General features: G+C 75.4%; 18 protein-coding genes. 13 read left to right on the top strand and 5 right to left on the bottom strand.

The features are described from left to right. The first annotated feature begins 14 nt into the window (after positions 1–14). From flgL to EDF38_RS15345, 6 genes are all read left to right on the top strand, one after another. Entirely contained in the window at positions 15–890 is an 876-nt protein-coding gene (flgL, locus tag EDF38_RS15370) for a flagellar hook-associated protein FlgL (protein ID WP_233572493.1), read from the top strand. Continuing rightward, a complete protein-coding gene (locus EDF38_RS15365) occupies positions 887–1,270 on the top strand; it encodes a flagellar assembly protein FliW (RefSeq protein WP_123356882.1) in 384 nt (127 codons plus the stop codon). The genes flgL and EDF38_RS15365 overlap by 4 nt, the downstream gene beginning before the upstream one ends. Before the next feature lie 118 nt (positions 1,271–1,388). Then, positions 1,389–2,591 carry a sorbosone dehydrogenase family protein gene (locus EDF38_RS15360; RefSeq protein ID WP_199734758.1) on the top strand — a complete coding sequence of 401 codons (1,203 nt, stop codon included), beginning with the start codon at positions 1,389–1,391 and terminating at the stop codon, positions 2,589–2,591. Between the two features lie 198 nt (positions 2,592–2,789). Then, entirely contained in the window at positions 2,790–3,800 is a 1,011-nt protein-coding gene (locus EDF38_RS15355; protein ID WP_123356879.1) for a M48 family metallopeptidase, read from the top strand. A gap of 158 nt (positions 3,801–3,958) precedes the next feature. Then, the gene (locus EDF38_RS15350; protein ID WP_123356877.1) at positions 3,959–4,414 is read left to right on the top strand and encodes a SprT-like domain-containing protein; all 456 of its coding nucleotides are present in this window, start codon (positions 3,959–3,961) and stop codon (positions 4,412–4,414) included. A gap of 101 nt (positions 4,415–4,515) precedes the next feature. Next, positions 4,516–5,154 carry a CGNR zinc finger domain-containing protein gene (locus EDF38_RS15345; RefSeq protein WP_123356875.1) on the top strand — a complete coding sequence of 213 codons (639 nt, stop codon included), beginning with the start codon at positions 4,516–4,518 and terminating at the stop codon, positions 5,152–5,154. A gap of 91 nt (positions 5,155–5,245) precedes the next feature. Here the strand turns inward: EDF38_RS15345 and EDF38_RS15340 are convergent, their stop codons facing one another. Together EDF38_RS15340 and EDF38_RS15335 are read right to left on the bottom strand one after the other, a co-directional pair. Continuing rightward, positions 5,246–5,551: a DUF427 domain-containing protein gene (locus tag EDF38_RS15340; RefSeq protein WP_123356873.1), complete on the bottom strand. Its 306-nt coding sequence runs from the start codon at positions 5,549–5,551 to the stop codon at positions 5,246–5,248. 189 nt (positions 5,552–5,740) lie between these two features. Next, positions 5,741–6,295 (bottom strand): hypothetical protein, encoded by a 555-nt coding sequence (locus EDF38_RS15335; protein ID WP_123356871.1) that lies wholly within the window; start codon positions 6,293–6,295, stop codon positions 5,741–5,743. A gap of 162 nt (positions 6,296–6,457) precedes the next feature. Between EDF38_RS15335 and EDF38_RS15330 the strand changes: the two genes are divergently transcribed. From EDF38_RS15330 to EDF38_RS15320, 3 genes are all read left to right on the top strand, one after another. After that, the gene (locus EDF38_RS15330) at positions 6,458–6,949 is read left to right on the top strand and encodes a hypothetical protein (protein ID WP_123356868.1); all 492 of its coding nucleotides are present in this window, start codon (positions 6,458–6,460) and stop codon (positions 6,947–6,949) included. Between the two features lie 190 nt (positions 6,950–7,139). Continuing rightward, positions 7,140–7,718: a DUF1684 domain-containing protein gene (locus tag EDF38_RS15325; protein WP_233572504.1), complete on the top strand. Its 579-nt coding sequence runs from the start codon at positions 7,140–7,142 to the stop codon at positions 7,716–7,718. 381 nt (positions 7,719–8,099) lie between these two features. Then, positions 8,100–9,938: a DEAD/DEAH box helicase gene (locus EDF38_RS15320; RefSeq protein WP_123356864.1), complete on the top strand. Its 1,839-nt coding sequence runs from the start codon at positions 8,100–8,102 to the stop codon at positions 9,936–9,938. Between the two features lie 217 nt (positions 9,939–10,155). On the opposite strand, the gene EDF38_RS15315 is transcribed toward EDF38_RS15320, so the two are convergent. Together EDF38_RS15315 and EDF38_RS15310 are read right to left on the bottom strand one after the other, a co-directional pair. Beyond that, entirely contained in the window at positions 10,156–11,079 is a 924-nt protein-coding gene (locus EDF38_RS15315) for a hypothetical protein (RefSeq protein ID WP_123356862.1), read from the bottom strand. Between the two features lie 187 nt (positions 11,080–11,266). After that, the gene (locus EDF38_RS15310) at positions 11,267–11,809 is read right to left on the bottom strand and encodes an NUDIX hydrolase family protein (protein ID WP_123356860.1); all 543 of its coding nucleotides are present in this window, start codon (positions 11,807–11,809) and stop codon (positions 11,267–11,269) included. A 102-nt stretch (positions 11,810–11,911) separates the two neighbouring features. On the opposite strand from EDF38_RS15310, the gene EDF38_RS15305 reads away from it, so the two are divergent. Together EDF38_RS15305 and EDF38_RS15300 are read left to right on the top strand one after the other, a co-directional pair. Further along, positions 11,912–12,598, top strand: coding sequence for an alpha/beta hydrolase (locus tag EDF38_RS15305; protein WP_123356858.1), 687 nt, complete (start codon positions 11,912–11,914; stop codon positions 12,596–12,598). A 56-nt stretch (positions 12,599–12,654) separates the two neighbouring features. Continuing rightward, a complete protein-coding gene (locus tag EDF38_RS15300) occupies positions 12,655–13,344 on the top strand; it encodes an SIMPL domain-containing protein (protein ID WP_158613402.1) in 690 nt (229 codons plus the stop codon). A 75-nt stretch (positions 13,345–13,419) separates the two neighbouring features. Here the strand turns inward: EDF38_RS15300 and EDF38_RS15295 are convergent, their stop codons facing one another. Next, on the bottom strand, positions 13,420–14,541 hold the full coding sequence (locus EDF38_RS15295; RefSeq protein WP_158613401.1) for a GNAT family N-acetyltransferase: 1,122 nt from the start codon (positions 14,539–14,541) through the stop codon (positions 13,420–13,422). Between the two features lie 103 nt (positions 14,542–14,644). Here EDF38_RS15295 and EDF38_RS15290 point away from each other — a divergent pair, with 103 nt between their 5' ends. Together EDF38_RS15290 and EDF38_RS15285 are read left to right on the top strand one after the other, a co-directional pair. Beyond that, complete coding sequence (locus EDF38_RS15290; protein WP_123356852.1) at positions 14,645–15,142, top strand: DUF1810 domain-containing protein; 498 nt, start codon at positions 14,645–14,647, stop codon at positions 15,140–15,142. Positions 15,143–15,264: 122 nt separating this feature from the next. After that, a complete protein-coding gene (locus EDF38_RS15285) occupies positions 15,265–16,122 on the top strand; it encodes an SDR family NAD(P)-dependent oxidoreductase (RefSeq protein ID WP_123356851.1) in 858 nt (285 codons plus the stop codon). The last annotated feature ends 34 nt before the right edge of the window (positions 16,123–16,156 follow it).

Below are 16,156 nucleotides of genomic sequence, written 5' to 3'. Positions count from 1 at the left end.
TGATGCTCACGCGCGTGACCAACCAGATGACCGCCCTGCAGTCGCAGCACAACCTGCAGGCCGGCGCCTCCCGCGTCGCCGAGGCGCAGGGCCGGGCCTCCAGCCTGCAGAAGATCTCGAAGCCGAGCGACGACCCGACCGGGGCCGCCGAGGCGCTGCGGGTCAAGAGCCTGCAGTCGGCCCTCGTGCAGCACAGCCGCAACGTCGACGACGGCAACGGCTGGCTGTCGACGGCCGACACGGCCCTCAGCTCGGCCGACTCGCTGCTCGCCAAGGTGCGCGAGCTCACCCTGCAGGGCGCGAACGAGGGCACCCTCTCGCAGGGCGCCCGCGACGCGATCGCGACCGAGATCGACGGCCTGAAGAAGGACCTCCTCGCCGTCGCCAACGCCAGCTTCAACGGCCGCAGCGTCTTCGCCGGCACCTCCGACGCGGGCGTCGCCTTCCGCGACGACTTCTCGTACACGGGCACGGCGGGCTCGGCGGTCACCCGCCGGGTCGGCGCCGAGACCACGGTGCGGGTCGACGCCGACGGAGCCGCCGCGTTCGGCACGGGCCCCGCCTCGGTCTTCTCCCTGATCGACACGATCACCGGCGACCTGCGCTCCGGCGCGACGAACGTCGCCACCCACCTGACCGCCCTGGACGCCAGGGTGACCGACCTCCGCGGCGTCCAGTCGGGGATCGGCGCCAGCCACGCCCAGCTCCTGAGAGCAGACGACACCCTCATGGACACCTCCGTCACCCTCGAGGCCCAGCGCTCGGGCATCGAGGACCTCGACCTCGGCCAGGCCGTGCTCGACCTCCAGCTCAAGAACAACTCGTACCAGGCCGCCCTCGCCGTCACGGCGAAGGTCCTCCAGACCTCCTTGATGGACTTCATCCGATGAGCACCACGACCCGCCCCGTGACCTTCACCGCCCCGCCGTTCGGCCTCGAGCCGGTCGTCGACTTCGTCCTCGACGAGATCGACGGCGCGACCGGGCTCTTCGCCCTCCGCTCCGAGGGCGGCCAGCGCCTGTTCGTGCTCGACGCGAGCGTGCACCTCGGCGACTACTCGCCGGTGCTCACCGACGAGCAGACGGCGCTGCTCGAGCTCGAGACGCCCGCCGAGGCGCTGCTGCTCGTCGTCGCGACCCCGGCCGAGAGCGGCATGACGGTCAACCTGCTCGCGCCGGTGGTCGTGAACCTGCGCACCGGCGCGGGCGCGCAGCTGATCCTCGAGGGGCAGGACTACCCGCTCCGCGCCGAGCTGACGCCGAGCGCGTAGGCCGCACCGCGCCTCCGGCCGATGACGACAGATGCTCAGTCGTCACGGTCGTGCAACGATGCGCCCCATGTGTCGCCTTCCTCGTGTCTCATGGGGGGACGACCAGGAGGCGCGGACCATGACACCGAGACAGCACCGCCCCCGACGCACGCGCGTCGGCACCGCGGCGACGGCCCTCGTCGTCGCGCTCGTGCTCGTCGGCTGCACCTCCGGCGACGACGCGGGCACCTCGGCCCCCGACTCGTCCCCGACCCGCTCGAGCGCCCCCGTCACCGCGGAGCCCGGCCCGGGCCCCGTCGCGGCGACCACCGACACGGCCGCCGTGCGGGTCGCCGACGGCGCCGAGCCGACCGACGTCGTCACCGGGCTCGAGGCCCCGTGGTCGGTCGTGCGGCTCGACACCGGCTCGTCGTTCGTCAGCCTGCGCGACAGCGGCCGGGTCGTCGAGCTCGACGCCTCGGGCGGACTGCGCGACGTCGCGACGATCGAGGGCGTCGTGCACGAGGGCGAGGGCGGGCTGCTCGGGCTCGCCGTGCTGGCCGGCTCGCCGTCGTACCTCTACGCCTACGCGACGACCGCCGACGACAACCGCGTCGTGCGCGCCCCGATCACCGGCGAGCCCGGCTCGTACGGGCTCGGCCCGCAGGAGGAGGTGCTCACGGGCATCCCGAAGGCGTCGAACCACGACGGCGGCCGCCTCGCGTTCGGGCCCGACGGCATGCTCTACGTGACGACGGGCGACGCGAACCTCCGCGACGAGGCGCGCGACCCCGACTCGCTCGCCGGCAAGATCCTGCGGCTGTCGCCGACCGGCGACGTGCCGACCGACAACCCGCTCGCCGGGTCGCCCGTGTGGTCGATGGGCCACCGCAACCCGCAGGGAATCGCGTGGGACGCCTGGGGCGGCATGTGGGCCGCCGAGTTCGGGCAAGACCGGTGGGACGAGCTCAACTCGGTCTCGCCCGGCGCCGACTACGGCTGGCCCGACGTCGAGGGCCGCTCGAGCTCGGGCGACACGATCAGCCCGCTGCTGCAGTGGTCGACGGACGACGCGAGCCCGAGCGGCCTGACGGCGGTCGGCTCGACCCTGTTCATGGCGGGGCTCGGCGGCGAGAAGCTGTTCGAGATCCAGGTGCCCGCCGAGTCGGAGGCGACCCCGACCGAGCGCTTCGCCGGCGACGACTCGCTCGGCCGCATCCGCGACGTGCTGCCCGGCCCCGACGGCACCCTCTGGCTCGTCACGAACAACACCGACGGCCGCGGCTCGCCCTCCGCCGGCGACGACCGCATCGTCAGCGTCCCCCTCGAGCCCGTCGAGTAGCGCGTCGCGCGCGACGCCCGCGCGCGGCGCTCGCCCCGAACGGGTGCCGGGCGGTTACCCTCGTACTCGATGAGCCCGCACGCCCCCTCCTCAGGATCAGCACCCGGAAGCGACCGCCGCCCGAGCACGCAGCCGGACCGTGGCGCGCCCTCCGCGCCGGCGCCCCGGCAGGGCCACTCCGCGCACGGCTTCGACCCCGTGAGCCTCCGCACCGCCGTCGACGTCCCGTCCGCCGAGGCCCGTCTCGCGGCCCTCGGCCAGAGCCGCAGCACCTCTGCGCTCGGCGAGCGCGCCGACCTGCTCCGCACCCTCGGCCGCCTCGACGAGGCGCTCGCCATCGCCGAGGAGGCCTTCCGGCTGGCCCACTTCACGGGCGACCGGGCCGACTCGACGGCCGCGCGCATCCGGAGGGCCCACGTCTTCCGTGAGCAGGGCAAGCTCGAGCGCGCGCTCAACGACCTGCACACGAGCCGCATCACCGCCTCGACGGAGGAGTGGCGCGAGCTCGAGGCCGCCGCCGCCGAGCTCGAGGGCTACACGCTCTTCGACCTGGGCCGTCACGACGAGGCCCGCGACACCCTCTCGCAGGCGCTGCTCGCCTTCGAGGCGACCGGCGCCCCGCGCGACCGCATCGACGACCTCCGCTCGGCGCTCGACGGCGTCGTCCGCGCCTACCTCGCGGGCACCGGACCGGTCGAGCCGGTCGCCGCCCCCGCGCCGACCGAGGCACCGGCCCCCGCCGCCCCGCGCCCCCGCGGGGTCGACGCCCTCATCGGCGGCGGCAGCCCCGTCGGCGGCGCCGGCGACGCCCGCCCCGGCGACACGAACCCCGTCGACCTCTCGGGCCCGATCACCTCGGTGCCCGCGACCGCGTCGGCCGACCCGGCGGGCACCGGCCCGTCGACCGGGGGCACCGGCCACGCCGGCAGCCCCTGGAGCCCGCGTCAGCCCCCGGCCCCCGTCGAGGAGCCCGAGCCCGCGCTGCCTCCCCGCGCCGACGCCAGCCTCTGGAGCAAGATCTCCGGCCTCGCCGCCAACGCCGCGGGCCACCGCGACCGCGAGCGCGCCACCGTCGTCGACGCCCCCGCGCACGACGACGAGGACCGCAACGAGGACGACCCCCGCCCCGGCACCACCGGCGTGACGGGCGTCGTCGACGGGCTGCCGCGCGACGACCAGCCGACCACCTGGCCGTTCCCGCGGCGGTGACCGGCGCCTCCTCGCCGGTCGTCCACGCCGCGCACGAGGGCGAGCCCGGGCACGCGCACGGCCGCGAGCACGGGCGCGAGCCGGGGCACGGGTGCGGGCACGACCGGCCCCGCCGGCCCGGCCTCGGCCGCCGGCAGCACCGGGCCCGCTGACCCGTCGTGGCCGACCTCGACCGGGTGCGTCGCTGGGCCGACGCCCTCATCGCCCTGCACCTCGACCCCGCCGCGTGGACCTTCGCGTTCGACAACGCCAAGACCCGCGCCGGCCTCTGCGACTACGGCAAGAAGCGCATCTCGGTCTCGCGGCATCTCGCCGGCCGGTACGACGACGACGAGATCCACCAGGTGCTGCTGCACGAGGTGGCCCACGCCGTCGCGGGGTCGCGCGCCGGCCACGGTCCGCGCTGGAAGGCGACCGCCGCCGAGCTCGGCTACGTGGGCGACCGGCTGCACGACGGCGCGATCGCGTCCGAGCTCGCACCCTGGGTCGGCGTCTGCGCCGCGGGCCACGAGCACTTCCGCTACCGCGAGCCGAAGCGGCCGCTCGCCTGCGGACGCTGCTCGCGGCGGTACGACCCGGCCCACCTCATCAGCTGGACGAAGCGGGCGGTCTGAGGCGCGCCTCCGCGGTGCGTCCTGCTGCGCTGACCGGCCTGACGAGCCGACCTGACGAACCCGCCTCGAGAGCCCGCCGCGAAACCGCCTAGGGTGGTCAGGTGACTGGTCAGTGGCTCCGTTCCGACACGGGCACCCCGTGGTTCTTCGACTCGGGCTCGCTCGGGCTCGACTTCGCGTACCTCGGCGGCTTCCGCGCCGGGTCGCGCCTCGGCCCCGAGTCGGGCTTCGCCCTGCCGGCCGACGGCTCGACGCCGCACGACGGGCTGCTGCTGCCCGCCGACCTCGACGACTGGGTCGCCGAGCGGTGGCCGGGCGTGGGAGGCGCGGCCTCCGACCGAGAGCTCGCCGACGCCCGCGCCCTCCGCGACGCCACCGCGCGGCTGGCCGTCGCGGCGGTCGACGCGACCTCGCCCGACCCCGACGACGTCGACACCGTCAACCTCTTCGCGGCGCTGCCCGACGTGCCGCCGTCGCTCGCGGGCGGTCGTCGGCAGGCGGGTGCGGGGCGGCTGCGGCTGGGTCAGGCGCTGGCGACCGTCGCCCGCGACGCGGTGCGGCTGTTCGACGAGGTCGGGTTCGGGGGCGGGGACGAGTCGCGCCTCCGGCGCTGTGCGAACCCGCTGTGCGGCCTCGTCTACCGCGACGAGTCCCGCGGACGATCGCGGCGGTGGTGCTCGATGCAGCGGTGCGGCAACCGGGCGAAGGTGCGGGCGCACCGGGCCCGGCTCGCGGGCTGAGCCCGGACGTGCGGCTGCGCCCCCCGGATCGGAGGGCGCAGCGGTCACGCAGGGGGCCTGCCCGGCCCGTCAGGCGCCAGGCCCGGGTCGACTACTCGACGACCTGCACGTCCTTCCAGAACGCGACGTAGCCCGAGTAGTCCTTGCCGACGCGGTCGAAGGAGGTGGGGATCGGGGTGGGGTAGCTCCAGGCTCGGTCCTGCAGGAGCGTCTCGCCCTGCTTCACGCTGAAGTACTGCGTGTCGCCCTTCCACGGGCAGTGGTAGGCGGTGGGGCTCTCGGTGAGGAGCTCGCTCTTGACGCTCGCGGGCGGGAAGTACCAGTTGCCCTCGATCGAGATGAGGTCGTCCTTCGCCGCCTCGGCGATGACGGTTCCGTCGTTCAGCACAGCCTTCATGGGGTTCTCCTCGGGGAACGGGTGTCGGTCAGCCGTCCGACGGGGGGAACGCTACGCCCGCGGGTCTGATTCCCGGTGCGGGTGCACGGTCGGCCCGCGTCGCGTCACGTTCTGCACGTGACGTCGTGACGAAGCGCGACGTCATGTCCAGGACGTGACGCGGCGGAGAGCACGCCCGCCCACCGACCCTCAGCGCAGCTGCACCGCCGACGAGGAGGCGCGGGTCAGGTGAGAGACCGCCCCCCGCAGCGAGACGGTCGCCGCGCACACCAGCGCGGCCTCGGGCGACGAGGAGTCGACCCCGGCCGCGGCGAGGGCGTCGACGACGGAGCCGGCGACGAGCTGGTCCTCGACGGCGGGGCGGAAGTGCTCGCCGCCGTCGACCAGGTCGACCGCGCCGGCCGCGACGACGGCGACGAACGCGCGGTCGCCCCGGGCGGCCTGGCGCTCGAGCACGAGCCGAGCGATCGCCTCCGAGTCGGAGCCCGAGACGGCGAGCACCACGTCCGCCCCGTCGTCGGCGATCGCGGCGACGCGGGCCAGCACGTCGGCGCTGCACAGCGTGCCGTGCCCGTCCAGGGCGTCGGCCACGACGACGACGTGGGCTCCCGGCACGATGCGCCGGGCCCCGGCCACGCCGTGGTCGAACCGCACCTGGTACGTCGCCTGCTCGAGTGGCGCCGGGTCCGCCGCCGGGCAGCGGGTCGCGAGGTCGGGCAGCACGGCGCTCAGCTGGTCGGTCACGGGTCGAGGCTACGAGCCCGGGCCGGCGGGCGCACCGGTGTTGCACCGCGTTACGCGAGGGGGCCTGCGGGGGCCGACCCGCGCCTCCGGCCGGCTCTCGCCCCGGGCCGCCGACGGCCGAGGGCGCGGCGCTCACCCACCCCGAGAGAGCAGACTCGACCCATGCACGTCCAGCTCAAGATCCGCCTCGCCTGCCCCGTCGACGCCGCGGCCGACGCGCTGCGCGACCCCGCCGTCATGGTCGCCGTGACGACGCCGCTCGTGCGCTACCGCTCCGAGGAGCCCTCGGGCTTCCCCGACCGCTGGGACGAGGAGGCGCACCCCGTCTCCGCACGCATCCTCGGCCTGCTCCCCCTCGGGCACACGCACGTCGACCTCGACTGGCACGAGCGGGACGGGGCGTGGATCCAGCGCGACACGGGTCGCGGCACCAGCGGCCAGTTCGCCCGGATGCGCATCGACCACCGGATGGCCGTCTCGCCCACCGGCGACCGCGGGACCCTGCTCCGCGACCGCCTCGTCTTCCACGCCGGGCTGCTCGGACCGCTGCTCTGGCCCGGGCTCTGGCTCGTCTGGCAGTGGCGCGGACTGCGGATGCGCGCCCTCGCGCCGAGCTGGCGCACGCCCGAGGCGCACCCGCGCCACGCGGGCTGAGGCTGCGGCCCCCGGCCTCCCCCACCGGCCCGCGACTACCGTGCACCGCGTGAGCACCCCGACCCCCGCCCCGTCGTCCGACCCCGCCGCGCGTCCCGCCTCGCGTCCCACCTCGCGTCCCACCTCGGGAGGTGGCGAGCCCGTCTCCCCGCTCGACTCGGGGCTCGAGCTCGCGCACTGGCGTCGCACGATCCACGGCCTCTACCGGCAGGTGCGCGAGGCCGACGACGTCGTCGCCGCGCACGACCTCTGGCGGCGCACCCGCGACGAACTGTTCTCGACGAGCGGCGTCACCCCGCTGCTGCCCGAGGACCGCCCCGGCTTCGCCGGCCTGCCGACGGCCCCCTACGACCCGGCCTGGCGGTTCGAGGTGCCCATCACGGCGGCCGAGCCGCACCGCATGGTCGTGGCGACCGGCACCGACGGCGACGTGCCGTTCGACCGGGTCGGGCTCGTCGAGGTGCCCGGCGTCGGCAGCCTCGACGTCTGGCGGCTGCGGTCGTACGGCGGCGGGATCTTCGTGCCCGTCGGCGACGCCCTGGCCGGGCAGCCCGGCGGCACCTACGGCGGGGGCCGCTACCTGCTCGACACGGTCAAGGGCGCCGACCTCGGCCCCGGCGAGGCTCCCGGATCGCTCGTGCTCGACTTCAACTTCGCCTACAACCCGAGCTGCGCCTACGACCCCGCCTGGGCCTGCCCGCTCGCCCAGCCGGGCAACCGGGTGAAGGTCGAGATCCCCGTCGGCGAGCGGTACGACGGATCGCACTGAGGGCGGGCCGGGCAGGCGGCCGGGCGGGCCGCCGGGGCGGGTCTCCTCGGGGGCTGATCCGCGCCTCCTCGCGTTCTGGGCGCTCGGCCGCTAGACTGGCACCACTTGCGAGTCGGCTCGACCGGCTCCCTGCGTCGTAGCACGCCCCTCCTCGCCTCCCGACCTGGCACACACCCAGGCATCCAGCAGGCGCGCGAAGCTCACTCTGCGGCGAAACGATCGTGCACACCTGCACCGTCGCCACACCTCGAGCCCGGCTACGACAGCCGCTCACCGGCTCTGCACCGCCGTTCCCCGGAGCGCCCTGACCCTCGTCAGCGCGACCGGCCCGCGCGGCCCGCAGCCTCGGCCCGGCTCGACACCTGCCCCTGAAAGGCACGCATGTCACTCACCACCGAGCCCACGACCGGCTCCGCCACCGACTCGACCGAGGCGCCCGCCGTCTCGTTCGCCTCGCTCGGCGTCCCCGCCCCGATCGTCGCCGCCCTCGCGAAGGACGGCAAGGAGAACGCCTTCCCGATCCAGGTCGACACCCTGCCCGACACCCTCGGCGGGCGCGACGTCCTCGGCCGCGGCAAGACCGGCTCCGGCAAGACCCTCGCCTTCTCGATCCCGATGGCCGCGCGCCTCGGCGGCAAGCTCGCCGGCGGCAAGCGCCGCCCGGGCCGCCCGCTCGGCCTCGTCCTCGCCCCGACCCGCGAGCTCGCCACGCAGATCGACGCCGTGCTGGCCCCCATGGCCGCGGCCTACGGCATGAACACGACCACGATCTTCGGCGGCGTCTCGCAGAACCGCCAGGTGCAGGCCCTGAAGTCGGGCGTCGACATCGTCATCGCCTGCCCCGGCCGCCTGGAAGACCTCATGAAGCAGGGCTTCATCAAGCTCGACGCGATCGAGATCACCGTGCTCGACGAGGCCGACCACATGGCCGACCTCGGCTTCCTGCCCGGCGTCACCCGCATCATGAAGGCCACCCCGAACGACGGCCAGCGCCTGCTCTTCAGCGCGACCCTCGACAACGGCGTGGACAAGCTCGTCAAGCAGTTCCTCCACAACGAGGTGCTGCACTCGGTCGACGAGGCCAACTCGCCCGTCGCCGCGATGACGCACCACGTCTTCGAGACCCCCGACCTCGACAGCAAGAACGCCCTGGTGCAGAAGCTGGCCTCGGGCAAGGGCCGCCGCATCCTCTTCATGCGCACGAAGCACCACGCCAAGAAGCTCGCGAAGAAGCTGACCGAGTCGGGCATCCCCTCGGTCGACCTGCACGGCAACCTGTCGCAGCCGCAGCGCGACCGCAACCTCGCCGCGTTCCAGGACGGCACCGCCCGCGTCCTCGTCGCCACCGACGTCGCGGCCCGCGGCGTGCACGTCGACGACATCGAGCTCGTGATCCACGTCGACCCGCCGACCGAGCACAAGGCGTACCTCCACCGTTCGGGCCGCACCGCCCGCGCCGGAGCCGAGGGCGACGTCGTCACCCTCGTCATCCCCAGCCAGAAGCGCGACGTCGCCCAGCTGATGAAGAAGGCCGACATCCGTCCGACCACCACGGCCGTCACGCCCTCCTCACCCGAGGTCGCGGCGCTCGTCGGAGAGGTTGCGGCGTACGTCAAGCCCGCCCCCAAGTCCGAGCAGCAGCAGCAGCAGGGCGGCGGCGGTCGCTCGCAGGGCGCCAACGCGCAGCGCAAGCGTGCCGCCCGCCAGGACTCCACCGGTGCCCCCATCGCCCGCGCCGACCGCTCGGGTCGTCCCGCGGCGGGCGGCCGCTCCGGAGGCGCGGGCCGCGCCCCCGAGTCCGGTCGCGCCGGCGGCGGCGAGGGTCGCGGTCGCGGCGCCCGTGACGGGTCGCAGCGACGTGACGCGGCCCCCCGTGGCGGCGCGTCGACGTTCTACTCGACCGAGTCCGGCCGTGGTGCCGTGACGCCGGTCCGCGAGGGCGGTCGCGACGGTGCGCGTGACGGTGCGCGCGACGAGGCTCGCGGCACCCGTCAGCCGGGTCGCCGCGCGCAGAGCGACGGCGGCCAGAGCCGCACGAACGCCGTGCGCAACGACCAGGCCGACTTCGCGGCGTCGCAGGGCGAGCGGTCGTCGGGCGGGCGCTCCGGCGGCGGCGCGCGTCGCGCCTCCTCGGACGGCGGTCGTCCCGGCGGCCTCAAGGTCGGCGGCCTCGTCGGCGGCAAGCCGCGCAGCGGCGGCGGCCAGCGCAGCGGCCGCTAGGCCCCCGCACCACCCCCACGCGACGCCCCCGGGCGCGGCTCACCGCCGCCGCCTGGGGGCGTCGCGCTGCGCTGCGCGCCGCGCCCGCGCGGCGCCGCACCCCCAGACCTGCACCACACCGCCAGTCCCGACGGTGCAACGCCGATCCGACGGTGCAACTCGCACCCCCGACCCGACGGGGCGACCCGCACCCCCGACCCGACGGGGCGACCCGCGCTCAGCAGACGCCGGCGCGCGCGAGCTTCTGCAGGAGCGGCTCGCCACGCAGCGCGTCCGACCAGTCCCACCGCACGAAGCCGCGGACATCGGGCTGCGCGCGCAGCGCGTCCTCTCGCCACTTCTCGTCGATCACGACCTGCTTCGCCGTGCGCCCGCCCCGCAGGGCCTCGTCGAGGTACTTGGACTCTCCGTCGAACTCGCCGATGACCCCACAGCAGGGCCACCAGAAGTCGACGATCCCGACGAGCGGTCCCGACGCAGGGAACCGTGCCTGCAGCACGGGCGCCCGCAGACCGGCCGCGTGGATGACGGCGCGGCTGAGGGACTCCCCCGGCGAACCGGAGCGCCCGTCGGCGAAGGCCACCGAGGCGGCGGCCCTCCGGCTGCCCGGCACCCGACAGCGGTCGGCGAGCACGGCGTCGAGGTCCGCACGGACGAACGCCCCGCTCGCCAGACCGTGGTCGAGGACGACGGCCCCTCCCCGCAGATCACGGTCCCTGACCACGTCGACGGCGGCGCGGGCGGGCAGCACGACGGGCAGGCCCTGGACCATGCGCCACTCGTCATCGCTCAGCGGCACGGCGTGGCGGTGCAGCCCGGCGGAGACCTTGGCACGCGGACGCCCCCGCGCGATCACATGGACCCTCGTCGGCCAGTCGCCCAGCAGCGGGAACCCCTGCAGCGCGAGCGCCGACTCGTGCGAGACGAACGTCTCGAGACCCAGCCGCGGCACGACGGCGTGCACACGGGCGGCGTGCTGCTCCTCAGGGTCGAGGATGCCCCAGTCGTCCGAACGGACGTATGCGCCCGCGGCCAGCCGGCGCAGGCACCCCGCTCGGGCATCACGTTCCAGGGCCGAGCTGTCGCCGCCGTCGGCCACCACCTCACTCCGGCGGATGATGAAGGCCGACACGTCACGCATCGGACGAGCATGACGGACACGGGCCGGGGGACGCGACCCGCGCCTCCCCGCCTGTGGAGAACCATCGTGCTGCACCGCCGACCCGGCGTCGCACCCTCTGTCCCGACGGTGCAGTGCCGGTCAGACGGTGCAACACCGGAGGCTGGCGCGGCGCGCACCCGCGCGGCGCGGCGCGGCGCGCCGCGCGCTACTGCAGCGCGCCGACCGACGCGAGCGCGCTGCGCAGCAGCGCCCCGCGCCCGCCCTCCATCTCGTCCGCGACCTCGGCGCTGGCCGCCTGGTGCGGCGTCAGCCACGTGAGCTCGAGCGCGTCCTGCCGGGGGTCGCAGGTGCCGGTGACGGGCACGACGTAGGCGAGCGAGACGGCGTGCTGCCGCGAGTCGGTGTAGACGGACGACCCCGGCAGGGGGAAGTACTCGGCGACCTGGAACGGCACCGGCGACGGCGGCAGCTGCGGGAACGCCATCGGCCCGAGGTCTTTCTCGAGGTGGCGGAACAGCGCCGTCCGCAGGCTCTCGCCGTACATGACGCGCCCCGACACGAGCATGCGCGACATCGACCCCTCGGGCGACGCCCGCAGCAGCACGCCGACCTCGGTCACGATGCCCATGCCGTCCGTGCGCACCGGCACCGCCTCGACGTACAGGATCGGCAGGCGCTGCCTGATCTGGTGCAGCTCCTCCTCGGAGAGCCAGCCGGGATTGGGGTCGGGTGTCTGCACGGAGCTCATGGCCCATGTCTACTAGTCGCCTGTGACAGTCGGGCGAGGAATCGCCAGCGGCGAACACGAGGAGGCGCGCCCCGCGTCGGCGGCCCTGGCTAGGCTCGCCCCATGGTCACCATCGATCCCGCGCTCATCCGCTGGTCCGCCGACGAGGCCGACCGGGCGGGCCGCCCCCTGCTCGTGCTCCTGCACGGCGTCGGCTCGCACGAGGGCGACCTCATCGGACTGGCCCCGTACCTCCCGCAAGACCTCGTGCTGGCCTCGCTCCGCGCCCCCCTCCCGCACGGCGACGGCTGGTCGTGGTATCCGCTCGACACCCCCGGCTCGCCCGAGCCCGGCCCCGTCGACGAGGCCGCGGAGGGCGTCCTGGCCTGGGTCGACTCCCTCGGCGACGCCCACCCGAGCATCGCGCTGCTCGGCTTCTCCCAGGGCGGGTCGCTGTCGCTGCAGCTGCTCCGCCACGCGCCGCAGCGCTTCGCCTGGGCGGCGGTGCTCGCCGGCTTCGTCGTCCCCGACGCCTCTGAGGCGACGACCGCTCGCGACGAGGCCCTCGCCGAGCTCCGGCCCTCGGTCTTCTACGGCCGCGGCGACATCGACTCGGTGATCCCGACGGCCGCCGTCGAGCGCACCACCGCGTGGCTCGAGCAGCACGCCGACGCCGAGCAGACGGTCTACCCCGGCCTCGCCCACGGCGTCAGCCAAGAAGAGCTCGACGACCTGAATGCGTTCATCTCGCGCGTCACCAGCCCCTTCGCCGTCGACGAGCTCGTCGACGACGCCACCACCACGCCGTAGCCCCGCGGCGACCGCTCGGTCGCCCGGCTCGGCCGACAGAGAGCAGGAGGCGCACCGTGGCGACCATCTCCGTGTCCGGTTCCGTGACCCACCGCCACCGAGCCGAGCGAGGGGTCGTCCACCTGACCCTCGGCTTCGACGGCGACGACCGCGAGCGGGTGGTCCGCGACAGCGTCGCCCTCCACGCGCGCGTCGCCGAGGAGGCGACCGGGCACCGCCGACAGGGCGCCGCGACCTGGTGGAGCGCGCAGGGCGTGTCGGTGGGGCTGGTGACGGAACCGGTCGCGGGGGAGGGCGGGGGCGCCTCCTCGGGGTCCGCCGAGGGTGCGCGGCGGGAGCCGGTCGTGCGGTTCCGGTCGCGGTCGACCGTCGACGTGCGGTTCCAGGACTTCGACGTGCTCGCGGCGTGGGTGACCGAGGTCGCCCAGCGCGACGGCGTCGCCGTGGACTGGATCGAGTGGTCGCTCAGCCACGACCGCCGCCCCGAGGCCGAGCGGGCGGCCCGCGTCGCGGCGGTCGCCGACGCGGTCGCCCGGGCCGGCGACTACGCCGAGGCGCTCGGGCTCGCGACGCCGACGCTGCAGGCCGTGTGGGAGCCCGGCCTCCGCCCCGGCGGGACCGGCTCGGGCGGCTTCGGCTTCGCCCGCGCGGCGACGATGGCGACGGGCGGCGGCGACGCCGTCTTCGACCTCTCCCCCGCCGACATCGAGGTCACGGCCGAGATCAGCGCCGACTTCACCGCCTGACGACGGGCCCCGGGGAGGCGCGGGCCGGCTCCCCTGGTCGCCGCGCCTCCCTGCCCCTCGGCTCCCCTCCCGGGGCTAGGCCTTCTTGCTCCAGACGCCCTCGTGCTCGAGCGGCACGAAGCCGACGGCCTCGTTGACGTCGAGCATGGGTCGGTTCTCTTCCGCGTTGTAGGTGATGACCGCGGGATGCCCCGGGCGCTCGGCGAGCAGCAGGTCGGTCGTCGCGACCTTGAGCAGCCAGCCGAGCCGGTGGCCGCGGTGCTCGCGCAGCACGAGCGTGTCCTGCTGGAACGCGGGACGCTCGCGCGAGGCGGGCGCCTCGACCTGGCTGAACCCGGCGAGCCGGCCGGAGGCGACGTGCTCGACGACGGCGGTGAAGCGGGTGCGGGGGCCGGCGAGGGAGCGTTCCTCCTCGTCGGCGACGCGCTCGGCGGTCCAGACGTCCTCGGGCTCGTCGACGCCGCCCGACGGGGCGTCCGTGCTCATGCGCGTCTCGAGGTCGGCGAGGTCGGCGAGCCATCGGGCGGGCGAGCGTCCGACCCAGGTGTGCAGCCGGTACTCGTCGCCCGCCGCGGCCCGGGCCCGGTCGCGGACGGCGGCGAGCGCCTCCTCGTCCGGGGGCAGGGCGAGACGACTGCAGCGCATGACCTGGCCGAGCTCCCAGCCGCGGCGCTGGAGGAACCGCACCTCGCCGTTGCCCGCAGGCACCGAGCCGAACCCGGTCGGCGGCGCGAGGCGGGGCTCGCCGTCGCCGAGCGAGCGCACGTAGGCGATGAGCTGCGACCGGCCCTCCGTGGCGGCGAGCGACTCGAGGTGCTCGGCGAGGAGCGTGCCGTAGCCGCGGCGGCGAGCGTCCGGCAGCACGCCGAGGTCGACCCACGCGGTGCCGGCGGCGTCGCCCTCGCGCCGGGTCTCGTAGTCGGCGAACCCGACCGCGACCCCGTTCTCGCGCACCACGAAGCGGCGGCGGTCGGCCCAGGTCGTGTCGAGCAGCCCGGGGAGGAGCTCGGCGGCCTCCCACGAGAGCTCGTCGGAGCCGACGGCGTCGCGTCGGATCGCGTTCTCGACCTCGACCGACTCGAGGAAGTCGGCCGCGTCGTGCGCGTCGACCGACGCGGGGACGACGAGCTGCTCGACGCGGACGCCGGTCACGGGGTGGACGGGGCCGTCGGGGACGGCGGTGTCGTGCGGGGTCATGGGAGGCCCTCGGGCCGCGGGTGCGCGCGGCGGTCTCGCGCTGCCGGGAGGCGGGCAGCCGACCAGACTAACGCGTTCGGCCCGGGCGCGGTAGACCGGGGACATGACCGACTCGACCGATGCACCCGGGACGCCTGACGCCACCGGCCCCCATGCCCCCCTGTCGCCCGACGACCTCGCCTCGCGCCACGACCTCGAGCGCTTCGTCACGGCCCAGGAGGAGGGCGGCACCGCCGACCGCGCCCTCCGCGAGCTGCGCAACGGGAAGAAGCGCACGCACTGGATGTGGTTCGTCTTCCCCCAGGTCGCCGGGCTCGGCACGAGCGAGACCGCACGACGGTACGCGATCGGCACGATCGGCGAGGCGCGGGCCTACCTCGCGCACCCGCTGCTCGGGCCGCGGCTGCTCGACGCGGTCGACGCCCTGCTCGAGCTGCCCGGCGACGACGCCGAGGAGGTGCTGGGCGTCATCGACGCCGTGAAGCTGCGGTCGTCGCTCACGCTCTTCGCGCAGGCCGACCCGTCCGAGCGGCGCTTCTCGGCCGCGCTCGAGAAGTACTTCGGCGGCGAGCTCGACCCCGCGACCCTCGAGCGCCTCTAGCCCTCCCTCCCCTCGCGGTGCCGAGTGTCCACGGTTCGTCGCGTCGCCCGTCCCCGGGCGACGATCCGTGGACGCTCGACCGGCGCGAGGCGCTCTCAGCGCCTCGCCCGTAGGGTCGCTGCATGAGCATCGTCATCGCCGGCTGCGGCGACCTCGGCACCGAGACCGGCCTCCGCTTCGCGAGGCTCGGGCACCGCGTGGTCGGCCTGCGCCGGCACCCCGAGGCGTTGCCCGCGGAGATCGAGGGGCGCGCGGTCGACCTCCGTCACGAGGTGCCCGTCATCGACGACGACGCGACCCTCGTCGTGGTCGCCCTCGCCGCGGGCAGTCGTGACCCGGCCGAGTACCGGGCCACCTACGTCGACGGGCTGGACCACGTGCTCGACGGGATCGAGCGGTCGGCGGCCGACCCGCGCCTCCTCGTCGTGTCGTCGACCGCGGTCTACGACGTCGACGGCGGCAGCGTCGTCACCGAGGAGACGCCGGCCCGCGGCGGGACGCCGACGGCCGACGTCCTGGTCGACGCGGAGGCGCGGCTCCGGTCGCGCGCCCCGCTCGCCACCCTGCTGCGCCTGTCGGGCATCTACGGGCCCGGCCGCGAGCGCCTGATCGAGCAGGTGCGGGCGGGCAGCGCGACCCTCTCGCCGGGGACCTCGCCGCACACGAACCGAATCCACCGCGACGACGCGGCCGCCGCCATCGTGCACCTGGCCGGACTCGACGAGCCGGCCCCCCTCTACCTCGGCACGGACGACGAGCCGGTGCGGCTCGACGACGTGCTGGTCTTTCTCGCCGGGGAGCTGGGCGTCGACGCGCCACCGGAGGCGAGCGCCGATGCTGCACCGACGGGGCGCCAGGGCGGCGGCGACAAGCGCCTGTCGAACGCGCTGCTGCGCGGGACGGGCTTCGAGTTCCGGTACCCGACCTTCCGCGAGGGGTACCGCGCGGTGCTGGCGGGCGAGGGGTCGCGGCACGCCTGAGCGGCGCCCGTCCGCCCCGGGCGACGACCCCCGC

The sequence above is a fragment of the Frigoribacterium sp. PhB160 genome (assembly GCF_003751785.1).
GTDB lineage: Bacteria > Actinomycetota > Actinomycetes > Actinomycetales > Microbacteriaceae > Frigoribacterium.
Note: the sequence above shows the minus strand (reverse complement) of the source record. Positions and strands in the feature narration are given on the sequence as shown.

Bases quoted from the DNA above. Each gene is read 5' to 3' on its own strand.
- EDF38_RS15360 (WP_199734758.1), top strand. From the start codon at position 1,389: ATGACACCGAGACAGCACCGCCCCCGACGCACGCGCGTCGGCACCGCG.
- EDF38_RS15290 (WP_123356852.1), top strand. From the start codon at position 14,645: ATGACCGACTCGACCGATGCACCCGGGACGCCTGACGCCACCGGCCCC.
- EDF38_RS15315 (WP_123356862.1), bottom strand. From the start codon at position 11,079: ATGCGTGACGTGTCGGCCTTCATCATCCGCCGGAGTGAGGTGGTGGCC.
- EDF38_RS15340 (WP_123356873.1), bottom strand. From the start codon at position 5,551: ATGAAGGCTGTGCTGAACGACGGAACCGTCATCGCCGAGGCGGCGAAG.
- EDF38_RS15310 (WP_123356860.1), bottom strand. From the start codon at position 11,809: ATGAGCTCCGTGCAGACACCCGACCCCAATCCCGGCTGGCTCTCCGAG.
- EDF38_RS15320 (WP_123356864.1), top strand. From the start codon at position 8,100: ATGTCACTCACCACCGAGCCCACGACCGGCTCCGCCACCGACTCGACC.
- EDF38_RS15365 (WP_123356882.1), top strand. From the start codon at position 887: ATGAGCACCACGACCCGCCCCGTGACCTTCACCGCCCCGCCGTTCGGC.
- EDF38_RS15295 (WP_158613401.1), bottom strand. From the start codon at position 14,541: ATGACCCCGCACGACACCGCCGTCCCCGACGGCCCCGTCCACCCCGTG.
- EDF38_RS15285 (WP_123356851.1), top strand. From the start codon at position 15,265: ATGAGCATCGTCATCGCCGGCTGCGGCGACCTCGGCACCGAGACCGGC.
- EDF38_RS15305 (WP_123356858.1), top strand. From the start codon at position 11,912: ATGGTCACCATCGATCCCGCGCTCATCCGCTGGTCCGCCGACGAGGCC.
- EDF38_RS15330 (WP_123356868.1), top strand. From the start codon at position 6,458: ATGCACGTCCAGCTCAAGATCCGCCTCGCCTGCCCCGTCGACGCCGCG.